The organism is Nocardia sp. NPDC127579 (assembly GCF_042672005.1).
Lineage (GTDB): Bacteria > Actinomycetota > Actinomycetes > Mycobacteriales > Mycobacteriaceae > Nocardia.
In genome coordinates, this window is record NZ_JBHXVZ010000001.1 from 292,402 (window position 1) to 304,872 (window position 12,471).

A 12,471-nucleotide genomic window follows, 5' to 3' on the forward strand; every position below is an offset into this window, starting at 1 on the left:
GGCAGCACACGTTTACTGGGTCACTTGGTGACGACGGCCAGCACGTCGCGCGCCGACAGGATGAGGTACTCCGCACCCTGGTACTTGATCTCGGTGCCGCCGTACTTGCTGTAGATAACGGTGTCACCCTCCTTGACGTCGACCGGGATGCGGTCGCCCTTCTCGGAGACGCGTCCCTCGCCCACGGCGATGACGGTGCCCTCCTGCGGCTTCTCCTTCGCCGTGTCGGGGATGACCAGGCCGGAGGCCGTCGTCGTCTCGGCCTCGTTGGCCTGGACGAGGATCTTGTCCTCGAGCGGCTTGATGTTCACGCTCGCCACGTTGAGCCCTCCACTTTCAGGGGATTTATGCGCCGGACTGTTGTCCAGGCGCATCGGTTCGGTCATGGTGCCGACCCTGCGCACAGCCCCGTCGTCGCGGGTGCCGGAACCCTGCTCAGATGTCCGCGGTGGCACGGCATCAGTGCCGACTAGCACTCTATACAGCAGAGTGCCAGCGCTCAAGGGCGGGGGAGTGCCAACGTCGCAAATCGGCAATATGACATGGGGAATCTGAGGGCTTTCCATTAGTTCGGGAAAACTGTAACGTTCGGATAACGGATTGTGACAGTATGGACGACGGTCGCTTGTCCGGCAGCCAGCTTCGTCTCGAACCGGCGTCGCCCGAGCACCTTTCGCGTTACCGAGCAGCCCAGCGTTACCACCATCTTCACAGCGTCAACCAGCTTCACCAGAGGGCAAGTCCACACGTGAGCCAAGGCCGTCACCCCCACCGCACCCGGATCGAGGGCCGACCGGATCACGAGCCCGGAGCAGCGCGCCACGCGACGGTCCGGCAGCCATTCGAGATGGTCGGGGACCATCCGCTCGAAGGGAGGTGAACACATGCGAACGTCTCTTGGCATTTCCGCCGGGAACGAGGTTGTCTGCTCGGCGCTTGTCGCCACCGCGCCCAACGGCGCCCAAAGCTTCGACTACCGTGTCGTTTCCGCCGACGCGGCCCATTCCGACCTCGGCGATCTGGTCGCCTCCTCGATCGAGCTGATGACCACTCAGCTCCCCTCCGCGCAGCACGTGTCCTTCGACATCGCCTGGCCCACAACACCGGTCGGGGTCGGCTTCAGCAGCAGGCCCGCCCCGAGCGCCGCGGTGTCCCGCCCGACCAATGTCGCCGTCGCCTACCGCAGCAAAGAGCAGGCCCAGGTGATCCGCTCGGCCACCGGCAAGCAGCGCGATCTGCGGCTGGTCCCGGAAAGCACCGCGGCGCTGACCTTCCTGCGGCACACCGGCCTGCTGGACCGCTACGAGACCGTCGCCATCATCGATCTCGGAGCCACCGGTCTCAGCGTCACCGTCGCCGATCAGGCCGACGGCGCCGTGCTGCGCACCGAGCGCACCACCACGATCAGTGGCAACGCCATCGACGAACTCATCTACCACCACCTGGTCGACCTGCACTACGCCCGCCGCGGCACTCGTCCCAACCGCGGCATGCTCACCAACCGCGGCCGCGCGGCCAAGGAACACCTCTCGGTCACGCCCGCGGTCACCATCGACCATGTCGCCGGTCGCCCGCTCAAGCTGACCAGAGCCGACTTCGAGGAACTGATCGCCGACCTGCTCGACGATCTGGCCGAGTTCACCGGCTCGGTGTTCGCCAGAGCACCACGGCATCCGCAGGCGATCGCCGTCATCGGCGGCGGCGCGAACATTCCGTGCGTGCTGGCGGTGCTGGCCGACGAGTTCGCGGTGCCGGTGCTCAGCGTCGACGATCCCGAGGCGGTCATCGCCAAGGGCGCCGCACTGGTCGCGGACGCGGCGCAGCCGTCGATCCTGCCCGCGCTGGGCAACGACGCGCCGGTCGGCACGTTCACCAAGGTGGTCGGCACGCTGGCGGGCGCGATCGTCGTGGTCGGCTTGGTCGTCGGCTACGGCGTCAAGACCCTCGCGCCGACCTCCGACGACGAGGTCTCCCCCGCCGGCACCACCAACAGCTCACAGCTGACCAGCCCGCCGACGACACCGCCCAGCACCGGCGTCCCGCGCACCGGCAATATCCCGCCGGTCACCCAGGACCGCAGCACCCCACCCTCCGGCACCGGTTCCACCACCGTTCCGAGTTCGCCGCAGTCCACCACACCGCAGCCCACGCTCCGCCCCGATCCCAATCTGCCGCCGATCCCCTTCCCGGAACTCCTCGGTCCACTGCTGGGCACCCAGCCGACGCCTACCCCGGCACCCGGAAACAGCACACCCCCGCCCCCGACCACGGGCCCGGCACACACCAGGATCCCGATCCCGCTGCCGCACAACAATTCCGGCTCGTCCAACGGCCGTTGAGCTTCACGATCCGGCCAGCGCCAGGAAGACGGTGGGGCTGATGGTGATCAAGGTGCGGTCGACCGGCGGCGGATCAGCGTCGACGCGGAGGTATTTCTCGCGGATCCGCGCGGTCCACTGACCGTTGTGGTCGGTCGCGAGTTCGGCGTCGCCCAGGATCCGGATCTGCCGGTTGGGGCGTCGGCCACCGCGGCGGTCGAGTTCGCGATCGACGACCAGGCCGACGCGCGGGTTCGCGTGAATCCGGCGCACGTGCGGGCGGCCCGGGCGACTGGTCAGCCGGAACGCCGAACCGTCCCACAGGAACCAGATCGGGGTGATGTGCGGGTAGCCCGCCGGATCGAGGGTGGCCAGGTGAGCGACGGCGTCGTCGGCCAGCAATCCTGCGATCTCGGCCTGGCGGAGCGGTCGCATACTTCCGCACCTCCCGACTCGAATATTCGAACTCATGTTCGATTCTAGCTCGAATCGGCGTGCGAATCAGCCCACGCGGCTGACCGATACCGGCAGGCCCGGATCGGTGGCCACCGTCAGTGGCGAGGGCGGCGCACCGCCCGCGATGACGTGGGCGCCGAGCGCCGCGATCATCACCCCGTTGTCGGTGCACAGTCGCGGCTTGGGCACCCGCAGCGTCAGCCCCGCCGCGGCACAGCGCTCCTCCGCCAGCGAGCGGATCCGGGAATTCGCGGTGGCGCCGCCGCCGAGCACCAGCGTGTCGACGCCGACGTCCTGAGCCGCGCGCACCGCCTTCATGGTGAGCACGTCGGCGACCGACTCCTGGAACGAGGCCGCGATGTCGGGGATCGGCAACCGCTCCGGCGTGATGCCTTGACGCTGAGCCGCTTCGACATGCCGGGCGACCGCGGTCTTGAGCCCGGAGAAGGAGAAGTCGTAGCGCGGGTCGCGCGGCCCGGTCATGCCGCGCGGGAACGCGATGGCCTTCGGATCGCCGGACTGTGCCGCCGCATCGAGCGCGGGACCGCCCGGATAGCCGAGGCCGAGCAGGCGCGCGACCTTGTCGAACGCCTCCCCCGCCGCGTCGTCGACGGTGCTGCCGAGCTCCCGGATCGGCTCGGCCAGATCCTCGACGTGCAGCAGATGGGTGTGCCCACCGGACACCAGCAGCGCCACACACGGCGGCATCGGACCGTGCTCGAGCGTGTCCACCGCCACGTGCCCGCCGAGATGGTTCAGCGCGTAGAAGGGGATATCCCAAGCCGCCGCATACGCTTTCGCGGCCGCGACCCCGACCAGCAGCGCACCGGCCAGGCCCGGGCCGATGGTGACGGCGAGCGCGTCCGGCTTGGTGATGCCCGCCGCGGCCAGCGCCCGGCGCATGGCGGGAACGATGGCCTCCAGGTGCGCGCGCGAGGCGATCTCCGGGACCACGCCGCCGAAGCGGGCGTGCTGGTCGACGCTGGAGGCGACCTCATCGGCGAGCAGCTCGCAGGTGCCGTCGTCGTGCCGCCGGACGATGCCGACTCCGGTCTCGTCACAGGAGCTTTCGATGCCCATCACGATCACGACAGCACCTCGTCCGGTAGCGGCAGCGCCGAGAGTTCGGGACGGCGCATGGTGTACGCGTCGGCGCCGCTGGGATGGTAGTAGTTCTTGCGCAGGCCGATGATGTGGAACCCGTGCTTGGCGTACATGGCGATGGCGGGTTCGTTGTCGGTGCGCACCTCGAGGAACACCGGGCCGCCGCGCTTGCCCGCCTCGGCGAGCAGCGCCTCCAGCAGCAGGGTGCCGACACCACCGCGATGACACACCGGGTCCACGCCGATGGTGTGCACCTCGGCCTCGGGGTGTTCGGCATCGCCGAGCAGCGCGATACCGGCGTAACCGACCATGCGGTTCCGCTCGTCGCGGGCGGTGATGTAGCGGTTGTGCGTGGCCGCCAGCTCCGAACGGAACGCGACGGCGGGCCACGGATCGTCCTCCGGGAACAGCAGCTGTTCGAGTTCCACGCAGCGATCGATGTCCTCGACGGTCATCGCTTCGATTCGGACCGGCCCGGGACGGGTGCCTGGGTTCACCGGCTCATGCTCCCTTGGACCTCCGGCCGGGGCAGGGTGCGGAAGGAGTTCTCGACCGCGTCGGGCCGGCGCAGATACAGCGGCACCAGCGGTTCGGGTTCGACCCGGGCGAGCACGGCCGCGGCGGCCACGGCGACCAGACCGGCCGCCGAGGGCGTCTCCACCGGCAGCACGGCCAGGTCGAAAAAGTCGACGTGCGAGGCCGATCCGGCGATGGCCGTGGCCTCGGCGGTGTCCAGCTCGCCCGGCTTGATCACGCCCGGCCCGGCCACCCGGACACCGTCGCGGTATCGCGCCCAATACACCTCGCGCCGGCGCGCGTCGGTCACGACGAGCAACTCGCGCCCCGGGTTGAGGTCGGGTGCGGCGTCGGCGGCGATGGCGTCCAGGCTGCTCACGCCGTGGACGGGGATGCCGAGCGCGTCACCGAAGGCGGCGGCGGTGGCCATGCCGACCCGCAGGCCGGTGAACGGACCGGGCCCGACACCGGCGACGACCGCGGCCAGCTCGGCCCTGGAACGACCTGCCTCGGTGAGACATTCGAGAATCTGCGGGGTCAGCACTTCCGCGTGCGCGCGAGCGTCCACCCGGACCCGCGAGGCGACGGTGCGCAGCCGCACCGCGCCGGTGGCGTCCTGCTCGAGTTCCACCAGTCCCGCCGTAACGGCCGGGGTCGCGGTGTCGACAGCTAGTACAAGCATGATTGCCCCAACGATACCGGGTGGTACCTCGCCGCGGTGCGGTGCTACCTGCTCGGCTCAGTCGAGCCGATATCGGCCCGGCGCTCCGTCATTGACGCAGGTCACTCCGGGCGCACAGGGTGTCGCGGGCCACGCCCCGGACCGATCCATTCCCAGACGGCCGTACGCACGTCGGACTCGGGTTCGCGGGCCAGCCGGACCAGCAGATGCCGGTCGGCCAGGTGCTCGACCACCCCGAGACCCCACTCCACCACGACGACCGCGTGATTCAGGTCGGTATCGAGATCCAGTGCGTCCAGATCGTCGAGGTCACCGCCGAGCCGGTAGGCGTCCACATGCACCAGGGCGATACCGCGTTCCCCGGCCCGGTGCTGCCTGGCGATGATGAAGGTCGGCGAGCTGACCCGGCCCAGTACCCCGAGCCCCGCGGCGATCCCCCGGGTCAGCGCGGTCTTTCCGGCACCGAGCGGTCCGTCGAGGACGACCAGGTCACCGGCCTTCAGGTCCCGCGCCAGCTCCCGCCCGAATGCCTCGGTGTCGGCAACCGTCGACAGCGCGCGCTGCTGCGTCACCATCGACCTCCGCTCCGTGTTCGTTCCCGTGTCGACCGGAGCCTACTAGCCGGAGTTCCGCACGGATTCCGCCGCGGCCGCGCGCGGCGAATCCAGCGCGCCGGCGCGGACCAGGAGATGGTTCAGCGCCTCGTTGACCACGTCCGGGAATTGCAGGTGCGGCATGTGAGCGGCATCACGGAGCAGGATCAGTTCGCTGCCGGGGAGATCGCGGTGCAGGGCACGGGAATTGCGGAACGGGATGACCAGATCATGCAGGCCGCTGATGATCAGGACCGGAATACCGGCCAGCGCCGGGAGCGCGGCCGACTCGTCGTGCAGTTCGAAGGCCTTCAGGAATTTGACGATGGTCTCGATCGGCGTGCGGTCGATCATCATCGTGGTGAAACGCGACAGGGTGGGGCTGACCTGGCCGTGATAGGAGCTCACGTGCAGGATCGGGCTGATCACGTGGCGGACGGTGGCGCGCCCGGCCTGCACCAGCGCCGGTGCGGTGTGCACGGCCAGCCGGAAGCCATCGATGGCGGGGTTGCGCAGCAATTGGGTCAGACCCGCGACGGTGACCTCGGCGGCGGCGGTCGAGAGCAGGCCGACACCGATCACCCGCTCGGCAAACAGGGCCGGGAATTGCGCGGCCGCGGCCAGCACGGCCATGCCGCCCAGCGAATGCCCCACCAGCACAACGGGTCCCGCCGGGGTGGTGGCCGCGATGACGGCGGCCAGATCGCGGCCGAGCTGAGCGACGGTACAGCTCTCGGTGCTCGGCGCCCCGGAGTCACCGTGGCCGCGCAGATCGAAGAACACCAGGCGCGCGCTTGCGCCCCAGCGCTTTTCGAGATCGCGGCGCTGAAAGTGGAAGGACTCCAGGCTGTTGCAGAACCCGTGCACGAAGATCACGGTGACCGGGGCATCGGCCGCGCCGCAGGTGCGGGTGGCCAGCGCCACGCCGTCGTCGGTGCGCACGGTGCCCGCGGGGTCCCGATCGAACAGGGCGAAATCCTCGTCGCGGTACTCGTCGCGGCGGGCGGGCCACAGCACGCGCGCGCCGATCCGCCGCAGCACGTGTGCCCCGGCCAGGGCGCCGACGACACCCGCCGTGGCCATCCCGCCCCGCATGACCCTGCTGCGATTCGCGCGTCGCGATCCCATCGACAACCTCTCAGACCCAGCCTGACTATCGCTCCGAGTCGAACACACGCGGTGTGACCGGACAATGTCGGGGGTCACAGCCGCGGCGCGGTCCCCGTGTGTCGACGTACGACTCGCCCCTTCGGCGCGCAGACGACCTCGTAGTGAATGGTGTCGAGCAGGTCGGCCCATTCCTGGGGATGCGGACCCTCGGGCCCGAAGAGGACGGCGGTGTCGCCCTCGGTCACCCCGGCGGCGTTGTCGCCGAGATCGACCACGAACTGATCCATGCAGACGCGCCCGATATTGCGACGGCGGGCGCCGCCCAGCCAGACCTCGAAACGGTTGCTCAGCGGCCGGAACACGCCGTCGGCGTACCCCGCGGGGATCAGCGCGACCGTGGTGTCACGCGGGGCGGTCCACTGGTGGCCGTAGGAAACGCCCTCGCCCGCCGCGACCCGCTTGACCAGCGCGACCTGGGCTTGCAGGGTCATGGCGGGGCGCAGGCCGAAATCGTCGGCGACGGGGCTGAGCCCGTACATGGCGATACCCGGGCGCACCATGTCGAAGACCAGATCGGGCCGGGTCAGCGTGGCGGCGGAATTGGCCAGATGCACCAGCTCCGGTTCCAGGCCGTGCGTTTTCGCGGTGGCGATCGCGGTGAGGAAGCGGTCGCGCTGCACGTCGAGGAACGGGTGCTCGGGCTCGTCGGCGTGCGCGAGGTGGGAGAAGATCGCGCGCAGGCGCAGCGTCCCCGCCCGGACGAGCGGCTCCAGCGCCGCCAGAACCACGGGGTATTCGGTGGGCGCGATGCCATTGCGGTTCAGACCGGTGTCCACCTTCAGCGAGACCGTCGCCGGGCCACCGGCGGTGCGGGCCGCGCGCTCGACCGCCCGCAGATGGCTCAGCGAGGACACGCCGATCTCGATATCGGCCGCGACCGCCGCGGCGAAATCGGCGTCGGAATTATTGAGCCAGCACAGGATCGGAGCGGTGATCCCGGCCCGCCGCAGCGCCAGCCCTTCACCGACCGTGGTGACGCCGAGCCCGGCTGCCCCGGCAGCCAGCGCGGCACGGCCCACCTCGACCGCACCGTGGTTGTAGCCGTCCGCCTTCACGACCGCCATCACCGCCGCGTCCCCCGCGTGTGCCCGCAGGATCCGCATGTTGTGGGCAATGGCATCCAGGTCGACGACCGTCTCCACTTGCGCATTCACAAGACCTGATCCTGCCATCCGCTCCCGGACGCCCATGCAGGTCATCGGGCCGCAGCCCGATTTGCCGATCCTCGAGCAGGTCGGTATGCCGGTGATCGATGACGCCGGAGGAGCGGCTGGCGCGCTGCACCCCGCGGGGGCCGGTTTCGGCAGCCGGCGAGTTCGGAACTATGCGCCCAATGCGCGCAGCGTTGCGATGGCGGGGCGCAAATGTGCCAGCAGCGGCGACGCGGAGATCGGCGCGGACGCTGGATTCGCTTCCTGCGCGGCGAGATTCGCCGCGAGGGCATGGGCGCGCGCGGCAGCGGCTGCTGCCCACCGCGGTTCCAGTCCGGCGGCGAGCAGTGCGCCGATGATGCCGGAGAGCACATCGCCGGAACCGGCTGTGGCGGCCCAGGAGCCTCCGGCCTCATTGACCAGCACGGGACATCCGGGTGCGGCGATCACGGTGGCGCGGCCCTTCAACAGGACTGTCAGGCACCAGGACTCGGCGAGATCACGAACCGCACCGACCCGATCGGAACCGATTTCGCGACCGGTCAGACGCGCGAATTCCCCCGCGTGCGGCGTGAGAATGGTCGGGGCGGAGCGGCCACGCACCAGGCCCGGATCCGCGGCCAGCAGGGTGAGCCCGTCGGCGTCGACCACCACGGGCAGATCGGTGGCGAGAATCTCGGCGAGACGCTTGTGTGCGTCGGAATCGATGCCCACGCCAGGGCCGTACACCCAGGCCTGGACCCGACCCGTCGACGAAATATCATCGCTGGCAACAACTTCCGGGAAGCGAGCGAGCACGTCGGCCGCACCGGTGCCCGCATAGCGCACCATGCCGGAGGTCGCCGCGACCGCCGCACCGGTGCACAGGACCGCGGCCCCGGGATAGGTCGCGCTGCCCGCGCAGACGCCGGTCACTCCTTGCGTGTACTTATCGTCGGTGGCGCGCGGGACCGGCCAGCGGGCGCCGATCGCGGCGGGTTCCAGCGCCGCCAAGCCCGGCTCGGGAAGCCGTAATCCGATGGGCACCAGCTCGATTCGACCGCACCAGGGCGCGGCGAGCGCGTGCACCGGTTTGTACGCGCCGAACGCGACCGTCACCTCGGCACGCACGGCCGGGCCATCGATCGCGCCAGTATCCGGATCCACCCCGCTCGGCAGGTCCGCCGCAACGATCGGGGCCTCGATACCCGCGACGAGTTCGGCGGCGTGTGGCCGCAGCGGGCCGCGACCCGAGATGCCGACTATGCCGTCGATCACGAGATCGGGCGCGCCAATCTCCTTCGCCACGCGTCCTCCGGCTTTGCGCAGCGCCGCAAGGCCTTTCGCATGCGCACGCTCCGGATTCGACAACACCGCCGACACCGCCACGCCCCGGCGGCGCAGGAACGCTCCGGCCCAGAGCGCGTCACCACCGTTGTCTCCCGACCCCACCAGCAAGGTGACCGATCGGCCCGCCACCCCACCGGTTCGCACCCGCAATTCCCCCGCCACCACATTCGCCAGCCCGAAAGCCGCCCGCCGCATCGGAACTCCGCCGGGCACCCGTGTGAACAACTCCGCCTCCGCGGAGCGCACCTCGTCGGCCGTGAAGTAGCCCCGCGCCTGCGACATCCGTTCGCCTCCCGATTCGGCTCCCTGACCTGGTTCGACCCTACCGGTGCGGCAACGGGGATTGCCGAATCACGGCCGGGTGCCCTACTGTTGGCCGCGTGACTGCCGGGTCGGCCTTGCGCCGCACACAGACGGGTATCCCGGCCGCTCGGTGATACCCGGGCGGGCCAGAGGCCCGCCGCCTCCTTCGCAATCCCCTTGCCCCACCAGGTTTCAGGGACCGAAAGGAGATGATTCTCATGTCCCAACCCGAATGGCCGGAATTCGTCCAGGCGCACAGCGTCGGCGGAGTCCTCGAAGGCGCGGTTGTCCAGATCGTCGCGTTCGGCGCGTTCCTCGAGCTGGCGCCCGGCATCCACGGGCTGCTGCACCGCAACGAATGGCCGGACTGGTCGAACGGCCCGGAGGTCGGTAGCACGCTGTCGGTACGCATCGTCGATATCGATGCCACCCGGCAACGCGTAGCCCTCGCCCCCGCCTAGTGACACGTGTGCGGAGGCAGACTCCACCTGCCTCCGCACACCGTCTCAGCGTAACCGCCGACTAGGCTTCGGGCTCATGCCATTCAGTCGCGTGCAGTCCTTGCGGGTCCTCGCCGGTTTCGCCATCGCAGCAACACTGCTGACCGGATGCGGGTCCGACGACACCGAACCCGCCGCGACCAGCACCACCAAGACCACCGCGACGGTGACCACGACCGCGGCCCCGCGCAGCACGGTGACCATCGACGTCGACGATATGAAGTTCTCCCCCGACACCGTCACCGTACGGGTCGGAGACACCGTCACCTGGAAGTTCGACGACAAGGTGCCGCATTCGGTGCAGGGCATCGGCGACAAGGCGATGGGCATCAACAGCCCGATCTTCGATCAGGGCGAATGGAGCTACACCTTCACCGCCGCCGGCACCTACCGCTACCTGTGCTCCCTGCATCCGGAGATGCGCGGCAGCGTCACCGTGAACTGACTATTCGACCGTGACCGACTTCGCCAGATTGCGCGGCTTGTCCACGTCGTAGCCGCGCGCCTGGGCGATCTCGGCGGCGAAAACCTGCAGTGGAATCGTCGACAGCAGCGGCTGGAACAGGGTGGGCGCGGACGGGATCTCGATCAGGTGATCGGCGAACGGGCGCACCGTGTCGTCGCCCTCCTCGGCGATGACGATGGTGCGGGCGCCGCGCGCCTGGATCTCACGAATATTGCTGAGCAGCTTGGAGTGCAGCACCGCACGCCCCTTCGGCGACGGCATCACGACGATCACCGGCAGGCCGTCCTCGATCAGCGCGATCGGGCCGTGCTTGAGCTCGCCCGCCGCGAACCCCTCGGCGTGCATGTAGGCGAGTTCCTTGAGCTTCAGCGCACCTTCGAGGGCGACCGGGTAGCCGACGTGGCGGCCCAGGAACAGCACGGTCGGCACGTGTGCCAGCTCGCGGGCGATGGCACGCACCTGCGGTGCCGTCTCCAGCACGCGTGCGACCAGCTTCGGCATCGCTTCGAGTTCGGCGAACTCGCGGGCCACCTCGTCGGGGTATTTGGTGCCACGCGCCTGAGCCAGGGCCAGACCGACCAGGTAATTGGCGGCGACCTGGGCCAGGAACGCCTTCGTGGAGGCCACTCCGATCTCCGGGCCGGTCCGCGTGTAGAGCACCGCGTCCGACTCGCGCGGGATCTGCGCGCCATTGGTGTTGCAGATGGCCAGGACCCGAGCCTTCTGCTCCTTGGCGTGGCGGACCGCTTCCAGTGTGTCGGCCGTCTCGCCGGACTGGGAGATCGCCACCACCAGCGTGGAGCGGTCAAGCACCGGGTCGCGATAGCGGAATTCGCTGGCCAGCTCCACCTCGACGGGCAGCCGGGTCCAGTGCTCGATCGCATACTTGGCCAGCAGGCCCGCGTGATATGAGCTGCCGCAGGCAACGACGAAGACCTTGTCGAATTCGCGCAGCTCCTGATCGGCCAGGCGCTGTTCGTCCAGGACGATGTGGCCGCCGTGCTCATCGGTGGTGAAATGCCCGATCAGGGTGTCCGCGACAGCGGCGGGCTGCTCCTCGATCTCCTTGAGCATGAAGTAGTCGTGGCCGCCCTTCTCGGCGGCGGCCAGATCCCAGTCGATCGTGAACGGGCGGGTCTCCACCTCGGGGTTGCCCGCGAAATCGGTGACCTGGTAGCCGTCGGCGGTGATCACCACGGCCTGGTTCTGGCCGAGCTCGACCGCCTCGCGGGTGTGCTCGATGAACGCGACCACATCCGAGCCGATGAACATCTCGCCCTTGCCGACACCGACGACCAGCGGCGTGTTGCGGCGGGCGGCGATGATCCGGTCCGGGTGGTCGGCGTGCGTGAACACCAGCGTGAACGCGCCCTCCAGCCGCTGTAGCACCGACAGCGCGCTCGCCTCGAAATCGCCCGCGGTCGGTCCCTCGGCGTAGGCCCGGGCCACCAGATGCACCGTGACCTCGGTGTCGGTGTCGCTGTGCAGCTCGACACCGGCCTCTTCCAGCTCTTTGCGCAGCGGCGCGAAGTTCTCGATGATGCCGTTGTGCACGACCGCGATCTTGCCGGTGGCGTCGCGATGCGGGTGCGCGTTGCGATCGGTCGGCGCGCCGTGGGTGGCCCACCGGGTGTGCCCCATGCCGGTCGTCCCGACGAACGCGTCGGCGCCGACTTCGGCCAGCTCAGCCTCCAGATTCGCGAGCAGGCCCGCCTTGCGTTCCACCGCCAGCGCGCCCGCGCCGTCGAGGATCGCCACCCCCGCGGAGTCGTAGCCGCGATATTCCATGCGGCGCAACGCGTCAACGACAACACCGAGCGCGTCCCGGTACCCGACGTAGCCAACGATTCCGCACATGGCTCACCAGAGTACTTATCGGATAA

The 12,471-nt window shown here is 69.5% G+C and carries 13 protein-coding genes; 3 read left to right on the top strand and 10 right to left on the bottom strand.

Annotated elements, in window-relative coordinates; translation table 11 throughout:
- Positions 1-20 precede the first annotated feature (20 nt).
- Positions 21-320, bottom strand: a complete 300-nt coding sequence (gene groES / locus ACFVMC_RS01480) for a co-chaperone GroES (RefSeq protein WP_356973903.1) — start codon at positions 318-320, stop codon at positions 21-23.
- A 564-nt stretch (positions 321-884) separates the two neighbouring features.
- On the opposite strand from groES, the gene ACFVMC_RS01485 reads away from it, so the two are divergent.
- Positions 885-2,339 carry an Hsp70 family protein gene (locus tag ACFVMC_RS01485; protein WP_379205835.1) on the top strand — a complete coding sequence of 485 codons (1,455 nt, stop codon included), beginning with the start codon at positions 885-887 and terminating at the stop codon, positions 2,337-2,339.
- Positions 2,340-2,342: 3 nt separating this feature from the next.
- Here the strand turns inward: ACFVMC_RS01485 and ACFVMC_RS01490 are convergent, their stop codons facing one another.
- The 8 genes from ACFVMC_RS01490 to ACFVMC_RS01525 all read right to left on the bottom strand — a co-directional run bounded on the left by ACFVMC_RS01490 (position 2,343) and on the right by ACFVMC_RS01525 (position 9,601).
- Complete coding sequence (locus tag ACFVMC_RS01490) at positions 2,343-2,753, bottom strand: pyridoxamine 5'-phosphate oxidase family protein (RefSeq protein WP_379205836.1); 411 nt, start codon at positions 2,751-2,753, stop codon at positions 2,343-2,345.
- Between the two features lie 66 nt (positions 2,754-2,819).
- A complete protein-coding gene (gene tsaD, locus ACFVMC_RS01495; protein WP_379205837.1) occupies positions 2,820-3,863 on the bottom strand; it encodes a tRNA (adenosine(37)-N6)-threonylcarbamoyltransferase complex transferase subunit TsaD in 1,044 nt (347 codons plus the stop codon).
- Positions 3,860-4,333: a ribosomal protein S18-alanine N-acetyltransferase gene (gene rimI, locus ACFVMC_RS01500; protein WP_379207756.1), complete on the bottom strand. Its 474-nt coding sequence runs from the start codon at positions 4,331-4,333 to the stop codon at positions 3,860-3,862. Before rimI ends, tsaD begins: the two co-directional genes overlap by 4 nt.
- 38 nt (positions 4,334-4,371) lie before the next feature.
- Positions 4,372-5,076 carry a tRNA (adenosine(37)-N6)-threonylcarbamoyltransferase complex dimerization subunit type 1 TsaB gene (tsaB, locus tag ACFVMC_RS01505; protein ID WP_379205839.1) on the bottom strand — a complete coding sequence of 235 codons (705 nt, stop codon included), beginning with the start codon at positions 5,074-5,076 and terminating at the stop codon, positions 4,372-4,374.
- Positions 5,077-5,177: 101 nt separating this feature from the next.
- Positions 5,178-5,651 carry a tRNA (adenosine(37)-N6)-threonylcarbamoyltransferase complex ATPase subunit type 1 TsaE gene (gene tsaE, locus ACFVMC_RS01510; RefSeq protein WP_379205840.1) on the bottom strand — a complete coding sequence of 158 codons (474 nt, stop codon included), beginning with the start codon at positions 5,649-5,651 and terminating at the stop codon, positions 5,178-5,180.
- A 42-nt stretch (positions 5,652-5,693) separates the two neighbouring features.
- Positions 5,694-6,797 (bottom strand): alpha/beta fold hydrolase, encoded by a 1,104-nt coding sequence (locus ACFVMC_RS01515; RefSeq protein ID WP_379205842.1) that lies wholly within the window; start codon positions 6,795-6,797, stop codon positions 5,694-5,696.
- A gap of 74 nt (positions 6,798-6,871) precedes the next feature.
- Entirely contained in the window at positions 6,872-8,011 is a 1,140-nt protein-coding gene (gene alr / locus ACFVMC_RS01520; RefSeq protein ID WP_379205844.1) for an alanine racemase, read from the bottom strand.
- A 150-nt stretch (positions 8,012-8,161) separates the two neighbouring features.
- Positions 8,162-9,601: an NAD(P)H-hydrate dehydratase gene (locus ACFVMC_RS01525; protein ID WP_379205846.1), complete on the bottom strand. Its 1,440-nt coding sequence runs from the start codon at positions 9,599-9,601 to the stop codon at positions 8,162-8,164.
- Between the two features lie 239 nt (positions 9,602-9,840).
- Between ACFVMC_RS01525 and ACFVMC_RS01530 the strand changes: the two genes are divergently transcribed.
- The gene (locus ACFVMC_RS01530; RefSeq protein ID WP_379205848.1) at positions 9,841-10,083 is read left to right on the top strand and encodes a S1 RNA-binding domain-containing protein; all 243 of its coding nucleotides are present in this window, start codon (positions 9,841-9,843) and stop codon (positions 10,081-10,083) included.
- 76 nt (positions 10,084-10,159) lie between these two features.
- On the top strand, positions 10,160-10,567 hold the full coding sequence (locus ACFVMC_RS01535; RefSeq protein ID WP_379205849.1) for a cupredoxin family copper-binding protein: 408 nt from the start codon (positions 10,160-10,162) through the stop codon (positions 10,565-10,567).
- On the opposite strand, the gene glmS is transcribed toward ACFVMC_RS01535, so the two are convergent.
- Positions 10,568-12,445 carry a glutamine--fructose-6-phosphate transaminase (isomerizing) gene (gene glmS, locus ACFVMC_RS01540; RefSeq protein WP_379205851.1) on the bottom strand — a complete coding sequence of 626 codons (1,878 nt, stop codon included), beginning with the start codon at positions 12,443-12,445 and terminating at the stop codon, positions 10,568-10,570.
- Positions 12,446-12,471: the final 26 nt, after the last annotated feature.